Source organism: Pseudomonas sp. FW300-N1A1 (assembly GCF_058789115.1).
In genome coordinates this window covers 93,898-109,879 of sequence record NZ_JBYTBK010000017.1, presented here as the reverse complement: position 1 = coordinate 109,879, position 15,982 = coordinate 93,898, and the positions used below count along the sequence as shown (strand labels likewise).

Genomic DNA, 15,982 nt, shown 5'->3' with positions numbered 1-15,982 from the left:
ACTGCGCCTTTTTCCCGTATTCATTACGCCCTCCTGAGAATCGGTCAGAAGGTGTAAACCTTATTCAGGACGGGACACGGGCACAAAAAAGGGCGCCGATTCAGCGCCCTTTCTTTTTGCTCAAGCCTTCTCTACTTCAAGAATCAGCTCGGCATGTTGCGCGCGTAGAAGATCTCGAGCATTTCGTGTTTCACACGCTCGGTCACCTGGGCACGCTGTTCCGTCGACAGGTTGCTGGTAGCGTCGCCGAACAGGTAGTTATCCAGTTCGAAGTCCTTGAGCAGCATCTTGGTGTGGAACATGTTTTCCTGATACACGTTCACGTCGGTCATCTGGTAACCGTCGCGGGTATCGTCGGAAAGGTAGTTCTGGATCGAGTTGATCTCGTGATCGATGAAGTGCTTCTTGCCTTCGACATCACGGGTAAAGCCACGAACGCGGTAATCCACGGTGACGATATCCGACTCGAACTGGTGAATCAGGAAGTTGAGCGCCTTAAGCGGTGAAATGACCCCGCACGTCGACACGTCGATATCCACACGGAAAGTTGCAATACCGTCCACCGGATGGATTTCCGGGTAGGTGTGCACCGTGATGTGGCTCTTGTCGAGGTGGGCCAGGATGATTTCGGGTATCGGACCCGGCGACTCTTCGATCTGGCTCTCGGTGGGCGTCACCGGTTCCTCGGAGATCAGAATGGTCACGCTGGCGCCTTGGGGATCGTAATCCTGACGGGCGATGTTCAGGATGTTGGCACCAATGATATCGACAACTTCCGTGAGGATCTGCGTGAGACGTTCGGCGTCGTACATCTGGTTGATGTATTCGACATACGCCTGCTGGTCTTGCGGGGTTTCCGCGTAGCAGATGTCATAGATGTTGAAGCTCAAGGTCTTTGTCAGGTTATTGAACCCATGGAGCTTGAGTTTGCTTTTCACCGTTTAAAAACTCTCTGTGTATGCGGCCCGGCCGCGTGATCAAGCATGCCCGTCAGATGCGAACAACGCACCTGCGTAGGACGGTTAACACCTCTTCGCGATGGCGATTTTGGTTGTCTGTTCGGGTGGGTGACCTGTCGACCGACCGATCACTGCCCTGAAAAAAGTGGCGCATTATGCAGACCTGGGCCAGTGATCGCCAGAGTCTGCACTGCTTTTATGATAGTTGAATGTCGATTCAACCCAACTCGATGATTTCGTAGTCGTGGGTGATGGCAACGCCGGCCGCACCGAGCATGATCGAGGCCGAGCAATACTTCTCGGCCGACAGCTCGATAGCGCGCTTGACCTGGGCTTCTTTCAGCGCCCGGCCCTTGACCACGAAATGCATGTGGATCTTGGTGAAGACTTTCGGATCTTCAGTCGCGCGCTCGGCTTCCAGGAACGCCTCGCAACTTTCCACGGCCTGGCGAGACTTTTTCAGAATGCTGACCACGTCGAAATTGCTGCAACCACCAACACCGAGCAGGAGCATTTCCATCGGCCGAACGCCCAGGTTACGACCACCGGCCTCGGGCGGACCGTCCATGACCACCACGTGACCGCTGCCGGATTCACCGAGGAACATGGCTTCGCCAGCCCATTGGATGCGTGCCTTCATCGCCCAGACTCCACTGTAAAAAAAGGGTCGCCAGCTTAGCACAGGGCCTTCGATTGGCAGCCGCCGGCTTGAGCGCCTGCACGACGCCATCGTGATTGATAAATTCTCGAATAACGACGGAATGCGTCTGGTAAGCTGGCGCCAAATCACTGACGCCCGACCCGCCTTTGAGCGATCGTCATCCGCGGCACATAAAAAAAACACACCACACCGTGAAGTCTTTTCGGGATACAACCATGGTTGCTGTTACCCCAACACCCAAAATCAAGAACCTCGACAAACTGTTGATGCATTGCCAGCGCCGTCGCTACCAGGCCAAGAGCAACATCATTTGCGCCGGCGATCGTTCCGACACCTTGTTCTTCATCATCAAGGGTTCAGTGACCATCCTGATCGAGGATGATGATGGGCGGGAAATGATCATCGCCTACCTCAACGCAGGGGACTTCTTCGGGGAACTGGGGCTGTTCGAGCAAGCAGGCCATGAGCAGGAACGCAGCGCCTGGGTTCGCGTCAAGGTCGAGTGCGAAGTGGCCGAGATCAGCTACTGCAAATTCCGCGAGTTGTCCCAGCAAGATCCGGACATTCTGTACGTGCTCAGCGGTCAGATTGCCCAACGCCTGCGCAATACCACCCGCAAGGTCGGCGACCTGGCGTTCTTCGACGTCACGGGCCGGGTTGCCCGTTGCCTGCTGGAGTTGTGCAAACAACCCGACGCCATGACCCACCCTGACGGTATGCAGATCAAAGTCACCCGCCAGGAAATCGGGCGCATCGTCGGTTGCTCGCGGGAAATGGTCGGGCGCGTGCTCAAGGACCTGGAAGAGCGCAACCTGGTCGACGTCAAAGGTAAAACCATGGTCGTGTTCGGCACCCGTTAAGCGGGTAGCATTTCGGCCAGCATCTCCCGGTACAGACTGTCCAGGCGCTCGACCGCATGGGGCGCGGCGAAGTGTTCGTGCAGGGCGATGTGACTCTGCGCTCGCACCCGCTGCTCCAGGCCGCAGACTTCGTTGAAGCGGTTTACCGCCGCCACCATCGACTCGCGTTCGTCGTCCAGCAACAACGCCCCATGCACCAACCCGACCGGACGTTGCCCGCCCTTGCTCTGGCGCCAGCGCTGAGCCGTGCCAACCATCTTGCGCCCGTCGAGATTGACGTTGAAACGCCCGTCACAGAAAGCGCCCTCGACTTCACCCAGCGATGCATGGCCACCCAATTCCGTCAGCAACTGGCAAATCGGATCGCACAACCGCCGATAAGCCGTTTCGATACGCCCATGATCCCCTTCACTGCGCGGCGGCGCGTAGACCAGTGCGATGTTGATGGTCGCCGCCGACTGTGGCACCGGTTCACCACCGGTTTCGCGCAGCAGCACCGGCCAGCCATTCGCCGCCGACGCCTGGCATGCCACGTCGAACCCCGGCAAGCGACTCAAGCGCCTGGGCATGACCAGCGCACGATCACTCGGCTGCCAAAACAACAAGCCGAACTCCTGGGCGCCGGCACACACCGTCGCCAACAGGTCCTGCTCAGCTTGCAGGCCGGCTTCGACGGTCAAGGCAATGGGTTGAGTCATGGCAGTGAGAATCCTTGTCTGTGGCTACAAAAAAGCCGGCATCGCCGGCTTCTTGATTGAGTCAGGTTCAGTCGAGTGTAGAGCCGCTGACGGGCACGCCACGCTCCGGAAAGAACAAGCGCTGCAGTTCAGCGCCCGGATTCTCGGCGCGCATGAAGGCTTCGCCCACCAGGAACGAGTACACCTCGCTGATTTCCATCAGCTCGACATCGGCGCGGTTGAGGATGCCACTTTCGGTGATGACCAGGCGATCACGCGGGATGCGCGGCAACAGGTCAAGGGTGGTTTCCAGACTGACGTCAAAGGTGTGCAGGTTGCGGTTGTTCACCCCGACCAGCGGTGTATCGAGCACTTTCAATGCCCGCTCCAGCTCATCACCGTCGTGAACTTCCACCAGCACGTCGAGCCCCACACCTTTGGCGACAGAGGCGAGCTCGGCCATTTTCACGTCGTCCAGCGCGGCAACGATCAACAGCACGCAATCGGCGCCCAGTGCGCGGGCTTCAACGATCTGGTACGGATCGATCATGAAGTCCTTGCGGATGACCGGCAGCGTGCACGCGGCGCGAGCCTGTTGCAGGTAGATGTCCGCGCCCTGGAAGTAGTCGATATCGGTGAGCACCGACAAGCAGGTCGCGCCGCCCTTCTCATAGCTGCGGGCAATTTCTGCCGGTACGAAATTCTCGCGAATCACGCCCTTGCTGGGTGAAGCCTTCTTGATTTCGGCAATCACCGCTGGTTGCTTGAGCCTGGCCTGGGCCAGCAATGCCTGGGCAAAACCACGAGGCGCATCCGCGGCCTTGGCCAGCACTTCGACCTCGGCCAGTGTCACGCGCGCAATGCGCTCGGCCACTTCCTCAACTTTGCGGGCAAGAATCTTTTCCAGCACCGTCGGTATACTCATGCCTCATTCTCCATTCTGAATACCGCGGTAAACGCACCCAATTCTTCAAGCTTTTCTCGTGCAAGGCCCGTATGCAGAGCGTCGTGAGCCAGGGCCACGCCCTCTCTCAGGCTACTCGCATGATCAGCCGCGTACAGGGCGGCACCGGCATTGAGCACGATCATTTCTGCGGCTTTCTGTCCATTCTCGGTTTTGCGGCGCCCCAGCGCATCGCGGATCAGTTCCAGCGAGGCTGCCGGGCTTTCCACCGCCAGGCCGTGCAGGCTCTGGCTCTTCATGCCCAAATCCTCTGGTTCGACCCAGTACTCGCTGATCCGGTCGTCTTTCAGTTCCGCGACAAAGGTCGGGGCTGCCAGGCTGAACTCGTCCAGGCCGTCCTTCGAGTGCACCACCAGCACATGTTTGCTGCCCAGGCGTTGCAAGACCTCGGCCAACGGCCGGCACAACGCCTGACTGAACACACCCACGACCTGATGCTTTACACCGGCCGGATTCGTAAGCGGGCCGAGCATGTTGAACAGTGTGCGCAGACCCAGATCGCGGCGTGGACCTGCGGCGTATTTCATCGCACTGTGATGGGATTGGGCAAACATAAAACCAATACCAACGTTGTCGATGCAGCGTGCCACTTGCACAGGCGTCAGGTTCAGGTAGATCCCGGCTGCTTCCAGCAGGTCGGCGCTGCCGCTCTTGCCAGAAACTGCACGGTTACCGTGCTTGGCGACGGTGCAACCGGCTGCGGCCACCACAAAGGAGGAGGCGGTCGAAACGTTGAAGATGTTCGCACCGTCGCCGCCAGTGCCCACTACGTCGACAACGCCGTCGAGGGTTTTCAGCTCGACCTTGTCTGCCAGTTCGCGCATGACCGATACCGCACCGACGATCTCGTCGATGCTCTCGCTTTTCATCCGCATGGCCATCATGAACGCGCCAATCTGCGCATCCGAGCATTGCCCGGTCATGATTTCGCGCATCACATCGCGCATTTCCTCAGTGCTCAGGTCCAGATGGCCGACGATACGGCTCAGGGCAGTCTTGATATCCATGGAAAGTCCTTAGCGCGTGCCGCCGGTTTGTTTGAGGAAATTGGCAAACAGTTCATGCCCTTGCTCGGTGAGAATCGACTCAGGGTGAAATTGCACCCCTTCGATGTTCAAGGTCTTGTGGCGCAGGCCCATGATTTCATCGACCGAGCCATCTTCGAACTGGGTCCAGGCGGTCAGCTCCAGGCAATCGGGCAGGGTTTCGCGTTTGACAATCAACGAATGATAACGGGTAACGGTCAGCGGACGGTTAAGCCCCGCGAACACACCCTTGTCCTCGTGGAATACCGGACTAGTCTTACCGTGCATCACTTGGCGGGCCCGTACCACGTCTCCACCAAACGCCTGGCCGATGGACTGATGCCCCAGGCAGACACCGAGGATTGGCAGCTTGCCGGCGAAATACTTGATGGCTTCGATCGACACGCCGGCTTCGGTCGGGGTGCATGGGCCAGGGGATACCACGATACGCTCCGGCTTGAGCGCTTCGATCTGGGCAATGGTGAGCTCGTCGTTGCGCACGACCTTGACCTCGGCGCCTAGCTCGCCAAGGTATTGCACAACGTTGTAGGTAAAGGAGTCGTAGTTATCAATCATCAGCAACATGGCTGGAACCTCTTGAATTCACTGACTTTTAAGACAGCCTTCGAATGATTGACCCGCAGTCACGCTACACACGGTCAGTTGCTGGCATTCAGCAAAAGCGGTCGTTCATACGGGTAAAGAAGGCAAAACGGTACAGGTCCGGCCAGGCCGGCAGAGAAAGTTCAGGCGCGCCAACGCCAACGGGCGTGTGCCTTGACGACTTGATCCAGGAGTTTGCTGACGATCAACACGGGGAAGGTCTCATTCATACGTTCCAGCACAGTAACTTAGCTGAGCAGAGGGTGCAATATGGCGCAGCGCACGCAACGGATGCGGCCTTTGGCCATAGCAAAAGCGCAAAAGTTTTTGGTACTGTCGTTTCGTTCAATACAACAATAAATAAACGGACTTGATCATGATCAAACAGACGCTGTTTGTACCGCTGGCGGGTTGTCTTCTTGCAATGGCCTGCGCCCAGGCGAATGCCGCCCCAACCCCTTTCTCGAACTTCATTGTATTTGGCGACAGCCTCAACGACGCGGGGCAATTTGCCGACTCGGGCGGCCCGGCAGGCGCGACACAGCGCTTCACCAACCGCACAGGCCCGACTTACAAGGACGGCACCGGGGAAGAGCGCTCCGCCAACTCGACACAGTTGCTGGGGGGCAAACTGGGGTTTTCCGCCGACGACACGGCGGCCTCGACCTCGGCCACCCGTGCCAGCCAGGGCCTGCCAGACGGCAACAACTGGGCCGTTGGCGGCTACCGTACCGACCAGATCCTTGACTCGATCACCAGCACATCAAGCGCCGGCGAGCGCACCAAGCCTGGCTATCTACCGACCAACGGCTTTCGCGCCGACCCGAACGCGCTCTACTACCTCTCCGGTGGCGGTAACGATTTCCTTCAAGGCCGGGTACTCAATCCAGTACAGGCCAGTGCCGCCGCCGATCGACTGGTCGACAGCGTGCAAACCCTGCAAGGTGCAGGCGCCAAGTACATCATGGTCTGGTTGCTGCCAGACATCGGCCTGACGCCGGCCATCAACGGCAGTCCGCTGCAGGCCTTTACCTCCCAGCTCAGCGCCCAGTTCAACAGCGAACTGGTACGGCAACTGCAAACTGTCGACGCCGAGGTCATTCCCCTCAATATTCCAGTGCTGCTCAATGAGGCCTTTGCCGATCCGGCGCAGTTCGGCCTGGCCACTGACCAGAACCTCACTGCCACCTGCTTCAGCGGCATCGGCTGCACGGAAAACGCCACATACGGCATCAACAGTGCCACCCCCGATCCCAGCAAGCTGATCTACAACGACTCGGTGCACCCGACCGAAGCCGGACAGCGCCTGATTGCCGACTATGCCTACTCCCTGCTGGCGGCCCCCTGGGAACTGACACTGCTGCCAGAAATGGCCCACGGGACACTGCGCGCGCATCAGGATGAATTGCGTAACCAATGGCAGGCGGACTGGGAAAACTGGCAGGGTGTCGGCCAATGGCGAGCCATCGTCGCCGGCGGTGGCCAGCACCTGGATTTTGACGATCAGAACAGCGCCGCCAGTGGTGACGGCAACGGCTACAACCTGAACATCGGTGGCAGCTATCGCCTTAACGACGCGTGGCGCGTAGGTGTCGCGGCCGGCTTCTATCGCCAGGACCTGGAGGCCGGCAACAACGATTCGGACTACAAGCTCAACACCTACATGGGCACCGCATTCGCCCAGTACCAGCAAAACCGCTGGTGGGCCGACGGCGCCCTGACTGCTGGGCATCTGGACTATGACAGCCTCAAACGCAAGTTCGACCTGGGCGCCAACCAGCGAGGCGAAAAAGGCGATACCAGCGGTACCGTGCTGGCTGCCAGCGGCCGAATCGGTTACGACATCGCGCAACAGGCAAGCAGCCCTTGGCACCTGTCGCCGTTCGTCAGCGCGGACTTTGCCAAGGTCGAAGTCGATGGCTACTCGGAGGACGGTAACGACGCCACGGCCCTGACCTACGACGACCAGAAGCGTAACTCAAGACGCCTGGGTATCGGCCTGCAAGGCAAGTATCAGTTCACCCCGAAAACCCAGGTGTACGGCGAGTACGCCAACGAACGCGAGTATGAAGACGACACCCAGGACGTGACCATGAACCTCAACAGCCTCCCGGACAACCATTACACCCTGGAAGGCTATACCCCGCAGTCCCATACCAACCGCCTGAACCTGGGCGTCAGCCACAAACTGACCGCCGACCTGGCGTTGCGTGCCGGCTACAACATCCGCAAGGATGACGACTTCACCCAGCAAGCCATCAATGTAGGGCTCGCACTGGACTTCTGAAGCGACGGGCAATAAAAAACGCTGCCTCCTCGCGGGGGCAGCGTTTTTTTATGGTCACAGCTTTTGTGGCGAGGGCGCTTGCTCCCGCTGACCTGCAAAGCAGGCCCATCGTGGCGACTGCTTCGCAGCCGAGCGCGAGCAAGCTCGCTCGCCACAACAAGCTCTCTTACCGCAGGATCAGCCTTGCGGTGTTTGTTCGGCCAGGGCCACTGCGCGGAACATCGCGCGGCGCTTGTTCAGGGTCTCTTCCCATTCCAGCGCAGGCACAGAGTCGGCAACGATGCCGCCTCCCGCTTGCACATGAAGCTCGCCGTTCTTGATCACGGCGGTACGAATGGCAATGGCAGTATCCATGTTGCCGTTCCAGGCGAAATAGCCCACCGCACCACCGTAGACACCCCGCTTGACCGGTTCCAGTTCGTCGATGATTTCCATCGCCCGAATCTTCGGTGCGCCCGACAGCGTGCCAGCCGGCAGAATCGCCCGCAGCGCGTCCATTGCCGTCAAGCCGGCTTTCAGTTGCCCGGTGACGTTGGACACGATGTGCATCACGTTGGAATAACGCTCGATCACCATTTTCTCGGTGAGTTTCACCGAGCCGATTTCCGAGACGCGACCGGTGTCGTTGCGGCCCAGGTCAATCAGCATCAAGTGCTCGGCGATTTCCTTGTCATCCGACAGCAGGTCTTCTTCCAGCGCCTGATCCGCCTCCTCGTTGGCGCCCCGTGGGCGAGTGCCAGCAATCGGGCGCACGGTGATCAGGTTGTCTTCGACCCGCACCAGCACTTCCGGTGAACTGCCAACGACGTGGAAGTCGCCGAAGTTGAAGAAGTACATATAAGGCGTCGGGTTGAAGCAGCGCAGCGCACGGTACAGATCGATCGGCGCGGCCTTGAAGTCGATGGACATCCGTTGCGACGGCACCACTTGCATACAGTCACCGGCGAGGATGTACTCCTTGATGGTGTCCACCGCACGCTCGTAATCATCCTGGGTGAAGCTGGAGCGGAACACCGGGTCCGCCGCCTGCTGCTGGCTGAAATCCAGGCCACGGCGCGGGGTAATCGGTTGACGGAGTTTTTCCAGCAACTCCTCAAGACGCGCCTGGCCTTGCTCAAAGGCGCTTTCCTGCGAAGGATCCGCCAGCACGATCGCGTGCATCTTGCCGGCAAGGTTGTCGAACACCACCACTGCGTCGGACACCATCAGCAGAATATCCGGCACCCCCAGCGGATCCGGGTTCGGGCACTTGCCCAGGCGCTTCTCCACGTAACGCACGCAGTCGTAACCGAAGTAGCCCACCAGACCACCGTTGAATCGCGGCAGACCGGCGATGGTCGGCACGTTGTAACGGGCTTTGAACGCTTCGACGAACGCCAGCGGGTCTTCGACATCGTGGCTTTCCACCTCAACGCCATCAACGGTCACGCTGACATGGTGATCATGCACCCGCAGCACCGTGCGACACGGCAGGCCGATGATCGAGTAACGGCCCCATTTCTCTCCGCCCTGTACCGATTCCAGCAGGTAGGAGTTGGGCTGATCGGCCAGTTTCAGGTAGATCGACAGTGGTGTATCGAAGTCGGCAAGGGTTTCGCAGGCCAGCGGGATACGGTTGTAGCCGGCAGCGGCCAAACGCAGGAATTCTTCGCGGATCATGAGGTGCCTCGTGGCGTGAGGGTCAAACAGTCAGGTGTGCAAACGCGCCGGATAGCCGGCCAGGATCACGTCAGGCGCGCCAACGCCAGCGGGCCAGAGCCTTGATGACTTTCATCCAGAGTTTGCGAGTGACCACCACGATGGAATTTCCAGGAGGGGATTGAACAGCGTCGGGCAACGTTATCTCAGCGGCCGGGTCCAGGCAACCGGGAATTAGCGTGCGCAGATCGTCGATCACCAGTGCCGGCGATTCTTCGGCAATCGGCCGGCCATGGTTATAGCCGTAGCTCAACGCCACACACTGCACGCCCGCCGCCTTGGCCGCCTGCACGTCGCTGCGCGAGTCACCGATGAACAAGGATTGCGAGGCCGGGACGTTGGCCATTTTCATCACGAAAAACAGCGCGGCCGGATCGGGTTTTTTCTGCGGCAGGGTGTCACCGCCAATGATCCACTTGAAGTAGCGGCCGATTTTCATCTGGTCCAGCAGTGGCGCGACAAAGCGCTCCGGCTTGTTGGTGATCAACGCCATCTCGACGCCCTGTTTGTATAACCACTTCAGGGTGTCGCGTACGCCGGGGTAGACCACCGTCAACTCATGGCCGTCCGCGTAGGCCTCCATGAAAATCGCCAGGGCGTGCTCGGCCTCGCCATCATCGACGCGGCTGTGGTCGATACTACCCGCCAGCGCGCGCCGCACCAGCACCGGCGCACCGTTGCCAACCCACTCGCGCACCGCGGCCAGACCGGCCGGTTCACGCCCCAGTTTGAGCAGCATGTTATCCACAGCCACTGCCAGGTCCGGGACGGAATCGATCAAAGTGCCATCCAGATCGAACATCACCAACCGCGGCAGGCGCCCCGGGAACAGCTGCTCAAACCCGCTCATGGGCGAGCCAGGGCCAGTTCGGAGCGCATCTTCTCAATCACTTCCTGGTAGTTCGGCGCGTTGAAGATCGCAGAACCGGCCACGAAGGTGTCGGCGCCCGCCGCAGCGATTTCGCGAATGTTGTTCACGTTCACGCCACCATCGATTTCCAGGCGGATATCACGGCCCGACGCGTCGATCAGTGCACGGGCTTCGCGCAGCTTGTCGAGGGTCGCCGGAATGAACGTCTGCCCGCCGAAGCCTGGGTTGACGCTCATCAGCAGGATCATGTCGACCTTGTCCATCACGTACTTGAGCACGTCCAGCGGGGTCGCCGGGTTGAACACCAGGCCCGCCTTGCAACCGCCTTCGCGGATCATTTGCAGGGAACGGTCGACGTGGGTCGAGGCGTCCGGGTGGAAGGTGATGTAGGTCGCGCCGGCTTCGATGAAGTCACCGATGATGCGGTCTACCGGGGAGACCATCAGGTGCGCGTCGATCGGCGCGGTCACGCCATACTTGCGCAAAGCCGAACAGACCATCGGCCCGATAGTCAGGTTTGGCACATAGTGGTTGTCCATGACATCGAAGTGAACGATGTCGGCACCCGCGGCCAGAACGTTGTCCACTTCTTCACCCAGGCGGGCGAAGTCGGCGGAGAGAATCGACGGAGCAATTGCGAAGGGCTGCATGACGCACCTTTTTTGAGCAGGATCACGATGGCGCGCATTGTATACCTCATGCTTTGACGCGCACACCGTGAGTGCAATGATCAGTAGGCAGCCCGGTAAATCTTCTCGATATCAACAACGCTCAACTGGCGCGGATTGTTGCGCATCAATCGCTCGATTCCCGCGGCCTCCACGGCCATCGCCGGGATCGCGTCCTCCGGCACCCCGAAACTGCGCAAGCCTTGAGGGATCTCCACTGCGGCACAGAGTCGCGCCATGGCCTCAACCGCCTGGTCCGCCGCTTCCTGCACACTCAAGTGCGCCGTCTTCACGCCAAATGCCTCGGCGATGTCCTGCATACGTTCCACACAGGCCATCTTGTTCCAGGTCATGACATGGGGCAGCAACAGGGCATTGCTCACACCGTGGGCAATGTTGAAACGCCCACCCAGCGGATACGCCAGGGCATGCACCGCGCCGACACCCGCGTTGCCGAAGGCCATGCCGGCCATCAGGCTGGCGGTAGCCATGTCCTCACGGGCCTGCAGGTTCGAGGGGTTGGCATAGGCCTTGGGCAACGCATTGGCGATCAACCTGATTGCGCCAATGGCCAAGGCGTCGGTAATGGGCGATGCGTTGACCGACAGATAGGACTCCACCGCGTGCACCAACGCATCAACACCACTGGCGGCGGTCACGCTGCGCGGGCAGGTCAGGGTCATTTGCGGGCTGACCAGGGCCACATCGGGCAACAGGTAATCGCTGACGATGCCTTTTTTGAGTTGCGCCACCTTGTCGGACAGGATCGCCACATTGGTGACTTCCGATCCGGTACCGGCGGTGGTCGGGATGGCGATCAGCGGTGGACCCTTGCGTGGCACCTGGTCGACACCGAACAGATCCTCAAGCGCCCCGTGATAACCGGCGTAGGCCGCCACGCTTTTGGCGATGTCGATGGCACTGCCGCCACCCAGGCCGATCAGGCCGTCATGCCCGCCTTCGCGATAGACGCGCATGCAGTCTTCGACGATGGCGATTTCCGGGTCGGGTAGCACCCGGTCGAAAATTTCGAAGGTACGCCCACCCAATTGGGCCAACGCCAGCTCGACCGTACCGGATTTGACCAGTGCCGCATCGGTAACAATCAATGGGTGATCGACATCCAGGCGGGTCAGCTCAGCGGCCAGTTGCTCGATGGCGCTCGTGCCGGTGAGCAATTTGTGAGCGATTTTGAAAGAGGAAAGACTCATGTGCGCAGCCTCTTATAGATAGGGGAGCTGGGCACAATAGTAGCTATGGATTCGGGTTTGTCTGTTATTCAGCCAATGAATGGGCGGATGCCCTGCTACCCGTGGCGAGGGAGCTTGCTCCCGCTGGGCTGCGAAGCAGCCCTAAGAGAGCGCCTGCTGCGCAGTCGAACGGGAGCAAGCTCCCTCGCCACAAAGCAATCCGTCAGGCCTGGGCCGTACGCAATTTCTCGCTACGCCCACGCAACCACTCCAGGGTCAGCAACAGGATCACCGAGAAAGCGATCAGCAGCGTCGCGGCGGCGGCGATGGTCGGGCTGAGGTTTTCACGGATGCCGCTGAACATCTGCCGTGGCAAGGTCGCTTGCTCGGGGCCGGCGAGGAACAGCGTCACCACCACTTCATCGAACGAGGTGGCGAAGGCAAACAGAGCGCCGGAAATCACGCCAGGCGCGATCAGCGGCAAGGTTACTCGACGGAATGCCGTCAGTGGCGAAGCTCCCAGGCTGGCCGCTGCACGCACCAGGTTGTGGTTAAACCCCTGCAAGGTGGCCGACACTGTGATGATCACAAACGGTACACCCAGCACCGCATGCACCACGATCAGCGAGAAGAAGCTGTTGCCCAGGCCCAGTGGAGCGAAGAACAGGTAGCTCGCCACACCGATGATCACCACCGGCACCACCATGGGCGAAATCACCAGCGCCATCACCAGCGCCTTGCCGGGGAAGTCACCACGGGTCAGGCCGATCGCCGCCAGCGTACCGAAGACCATCGCCAGAACGGTGGCCGCCGGAGCAACGATGATGCTGTTCTTCAACGCCCGCATCCATTCGGCGGAGGCGAAGAAGTCCTGATACCAATGCAACGAGAAACCTTGCAGCGGGTACACCAGGAAACTCCCCGAGTTGAACGACAACGGGATGATGACCAGTACCGGCAGAATCAGGAACAACAGGATCAGCCCGCAGAGAATGCGCAAGCTGTAGAACCACACCCGCTCGACGGGCGACATATACGGACTCAGCATTTCGATTCTCCCCTTAGCTCAGGCGCAGGCGGCTCGCGCCTACCAGCCAGCTGTAAATCAGATAGAGCACCACCGTGGCCAGTAACAGCAGCCCACCGAGCGCGGTCGCCATGCCCCAGTTGATGCTGGTGTTGGTGTAGAACGCGACGAAGTAGCTGACCATCTGATCGTTCGGACTGCCCAGCAGCGCCGGGGTGATGTAGTAACCAATCGCCAGGATGAACACCAACAGGCAACCGGCACCGACACCGGCATAGGTCTGCGGGAAGTACACCCGCCAGAAGCTGGCGAACGGATGGCAACCCAGGGAAATCGCCGCACGCATGTAGGTCGGCGAGATCCCCTTCATCACGCTGTAGATCGGCAGAATCATGAACGGCAACAGGATGTGCACCATCGAGATGTAAACCCCGACGCGGTTGAATACCAGTTCCAGCGGTTTATCGATGATGCCCATGGCCATCAAGGCGCTGTTGATCAGGCCACCGGACTGCAGCAAGACAATCCACGCCGCCACTCGCACCAGAATCGAGGTCCAGAACGGTAGCAGGACCAGAATCATCAGCAGGTTGCTTTGCCGTGACGGCAGGTTGGCCAGCAAGTAGGCCAGGGGATAGGCCAGCACCAGGCAGATCGCGGTGATGACCAGGCCCATCCAGAAGGTTCGGGCAAAGATATCGAGGTAAATGGCTTGATCGGGAGTTGCCGGAGCGATTTCGCCCAGATCGTCGATCCGATGGTCGACTGCCGCCAACAGGTAATAAGGGGTGATGCTGCTGGTGTTGCGACGGACGGCCTGCCAGTAGGCCGGATCCCCCCAACGCTCATCCAGGGCTTCGAGCGCTTCCTTATAAGAAGCCGGCTCGGTCTTGAACGGCAGCGCGCGGGCGGTTTTGGTCAGCAGGCTGCGATAGCCGGCCAACTCCATGTTCAGTCGCTTGGACAGATCGCCCAGGGTTTGATGCTTGCGGGCTTCAGCCAGGTCTTCGCTGGCGGCCTTGTAGACCGGATCCGCCGGCAGGCCTCGGCCATCCCAGGACGCAATGGCGGCCACAGTACGCGGCATGCCACCGACCACTTCCGGGTTACCGACACTTTTGTAGAGCAGCGCCACGATCGGCACCAGGAACACCAGCAACAGAAACAGCACCAGGGGGGCGATCAGGGCTTGCGCCTTCCAGCGGTTGACCCGCTCGGCACGCGCCAGGCGCTGCTTCAAGGTGCTTTGGGTGCCCTCGTTCAAGGGAACGGCGATGGCCATGGCGAACTCCGAAATTCTTGGATCAATCGTTAATGTGGGAGCGAGCTTTTGTGGCGAGCGAGCTTGCTCGCGCGCCACAAAAGCTCACCCCCGCAGGTGGGCGAGCCCACCTGCACAGGGTGGTGGTTACTTCGCAGCCCACGAGTTGAAGCGCTGCTCCAGTTGCTCACCGTTGTCAGCCCAGAAGCTGACGTCGATCTGCACCTGATTGGCGATGTTTTCCGGAGTGGTCGGCATGTCTTTCAGGACGTCCTGAGCCAACAGCGGTACGGCTTGGGTATTGGCCGGGCCGTAAGCGATGTTTTCCGAGTAGGTCTTCTGCTGCTGCGGCTGCACCGAGAAAGCGATGAATTTCTTCGCGGCTTCGGCGCGGGTTTTGTCCAGGCCTTTTGGAATGGCCCAGGCGTCAAAGTCGTAGATGCCGCCGTTCCATACCACTTTCAGGTTGCTTTCTTTCTGCACGGCAGCGATTCGACCGTTGTAGGCCGAGCTCATGACCACGTCACCGGAAGCCAGGTACTGCGGCGGTTGCGCGCCGGCTTCCCACCACTGAATGCTTGGCTTGAGCTCATCGAGCTTCTTGAAGGCGCGGTCCTGACCGTCCTTGCCGGCCAGCACTTTGTAGACGTCCTTCGGTGCAACACCGTCGGCCATCAAGGCGAATTCCAGGGTGTACTTGGCCCCTTTACGCAGCCCACGCTTGCCCGGGAAGTTCTTGGTGTCCCAGAAATCGACCCAACTGGTCGGTGCGGTTTTCAGCTTGTCGGCGTTGTAGGCCAGCACGGTCGACCACACAAAGAAGCCCACGCCACATGGCTGGATCGCGCCCTTGACGTAGTCTTCGGTCTTGCCGAATAGCGCAGGGTCCAGTTGCTCGAACATGTCTTCGTCACAACCACGGGACAGCTCAGGCGACTCGACTTCTACCAGGTCCCAGGACACGCTCTTGGTGTCGACCATGGCTTTGACCTTGGCCATTTCACCGTTGTACTCACCGGCGATGATCTTGCCATGGCCCGCGGCTTCCCAAGGTGCATAGAAGGCCTTGGCCTGTGCCGCCTTGTTCGCGCCACCAAACGACACCACGGTCAGGTCCGGGCCCGCCGCCATCGCGTGCGCCGCACCCAGCATGCCCACGACCAGGGCGGTGAATTTCAGGGATTTCGACATTTATTGTTCTCTCCACGTGCAGGGTTGGTGAAGCAGGGGG

The 15,982-nt window shown here is 59.9% G+C and carries 15 protein-coding genes; 2 read left to right on the top strand and 13 right to left on the bottom strand.

Annotated elements, in window-relative coordinates; translation table 11 throughout:
- Positions 1-143 precede the first annotated feature (143 nt).
- Both speD and AC3WQN_RS14200 read right to left on the bottom strand, forming a co-directional pair.
- The gene (speD, locus tag AC3WQN_RS14205) at positions 144-938 is read right to left on the bottom strand and encodes an adenosylmethionine decarboxylase (RefSeq protein WP_095147229.1); all 795 of its coding nucleotides are present in this window, start codon (positions 936-938) and stop codon (positions 144-146) included.
- Positions 939-1,176: 238 nt separating this feature from the next.
- On the bottom strand, positions 1,177-1,599 hold the full coding sequence (locus AC3WQN_RS14200; protein ID WP_005792019.1) for an OsmC family protein: 423 nt from the start codon (positions 1,597-1,599) through the stop codon (positions 1,177-1,179).
- 236 nt (positions 1,600-1,835) lie between these two features.
- Here AC3WQN_RS14200 and crp point away from each other — a divergent pair, with 236 nt between their 5' ends.
- Complete coding sequence (gene crp / locus AC3WQN_RS14195) at positions 1,836-2,480, top strand: cAMP-activated global transcriptional regulator CRP (protein WP_103401161.1); 645 nt, start codon at positions 1,836-1,838, stop codon at positions 2,478-2,480.
- Here crp and AC3WQN_RS14190 read toward each other — a convergent pair.
- The 4 genes from AC3WQN_RS14190 to AC3WQN_RS14175 form a co-directional block, all read right to left on the bottom strand.
- A complete protein-coding gene (locus tag AC3WQN_RS14190; protein ID WP_095147230.1) occupies positions 2,477-3,178 on the bottom strand; it encodes a lipoate--protein ligase family protein in 702 nt (233 codons plus the stop codon). The genes crp and AC3WQN_RS14190 overlap by 4 nt on opposite strands.
- 67 nt (positions 3,179-3,245) lie before the next feature.
- Positions 3,246-4,082: an indole-3-glycerol phosphate synthase TrpC gene (trpC, locus tag AC3WQN_RS14185; protein ID WP_103401160.1), complete on the bottom strand. Its 837-nt coding sequence runs from the start codon at positions 4,080-4,082 to the stop codon at positions 3,246-3,248.
- The gene (gene trpD, locus AC3WQN_RS14180) at positions 4,079-5,128 is read right to left on the bottom strand and encodes an anthranilate phosphoribosyltransferase (RefSeq protein ID WP_103401159.1); all 1,050 of its coding nucleotides are present in this window, start codon (positions 5,126-5,128) and stop codon (positions 4,079-4,081) included. Before trpD ends, trpC begins: the two co-directional genes overlap by 4 nt.
- Before the next feature lie 9 nt (positions 5,129-5,137).
- The gene (locus AC3WQN_RS14175; RefSeq protein ID WP_095082960.1) at positions 5,138-5,731 is read right to left on the bottom strand and encodes an aminodeoxychorismate/anthranilate synthase component II; all 594 of its coding nucleotides are present in this window, start codon (positions 5,729-5,731) and stop codon (positions 5,138-5,140) included.
- Positions 5,732-6,125: 394 nt separating this feature from the next.
- Here AC3WQN_RS14175 and estP point away from each other — a divergent pair, with 394 nt between their 5' ends.
- Entirely contained in the window at positions 6,126-8,036 is a 1,911-nt protein-coding gene (gene estP / locus AC3WQN_RS14170) for an esterase EstP (protein ID WP_103401158.1), read from the top strand.
- 177 nt (positions 8,037-8,213) lie between these two features.
- On the opposite strand, the gene trpE is transcribed toward estP, so the two are convergent.
- The 7 genes from trpE to AC3WQN_RS14135 form a co-directional block, all read right to left on the bottom strand.
- On the bottom strand, positions 8,214-9,695 hold the full coding sequence (trpE, locus tag AC3WQN_RS14165; protein WP_103401157.1) for an anthranilate synthase component I: 1,482 nt from the start codon (positions 9,693-9,695) through the stop codon (positions 8,214-8,216).
- Positions 9,696-9,765: 70 nt separating this feature from the next.
- A complete protein-coding gene (locus AC3WQN_RS14160) occupies positions 9,766-10,584 on the bottom strand; it encodes a phosphoglycolate phosphatase (protein ID WP_095147236.1) in 819 nt (272 codons plus the stop codon).
- The gene (rpe, locus tag AC3WQN_RS14155; RefSeq protein WP_095082952.1) at positions 10,581-11,255 is read right to left on the bottom strand and encodes a ribulose-phosphate 3-epimerase; all 675 of its coding nucleotides are present in this window, start codon (positions 11,253-11,255) and stop codon (positions 10,581-10,583) included. Before rpe ends, AC3WQN_RS14160 begins: the two co-directional genes overlap by 4 nt.
- Positions 11,256-11,335: 80 nt before the next feature.
- Positions 11,336-12,484, bottom strand: coding sequence for an iron-containing alcohol dehydrogenase (locus tag AC3WQN_RS14150; protein WP_103401156.1), 1,149 nt, complete (start codon positions 12,482-12,484; stop codon positions 11,336-11,338).
- 202 nt (positions 12,485-12,686) lie between these two features.
- Positions 12,687-13,511 (bottom strand): ABC transporter permease, encoded by an 825-nt coding sequence (locus tag AC3WQN_RS14145; RefSeq protein WP_095147238.1) that lies wholly within the window; start codon positions 13,509-13,511, stop codon positions 12,687-12,689.
- A gap of 13 nt (positions 13,512-13,524) precedes the next feature.
- Complete coding sequence (locus tag AC3WQN_RS14140; protein ID WP_095147239.1) at positions 13,525-14,772, bottom strand: ABC transporter permease; 1,248 nt, start codon at positions 14,770-14,772, stop codon at positions 13,525-13,527.
- Between the two features lie 126 nt (positions 14,773-14,898).
- A complete protein-coding gene (locus AC3WQN_RS14135) occupies positions 14,899-15,942 on the bottom strand; it encodes an ABC transporter substrate-binding protein (RefSeq protein WP_103401155.1) in 1,044 nt (347 codons plus the stop codon).
- Positions 15,943-15,982: the final 40 nt, after the last annotated feature.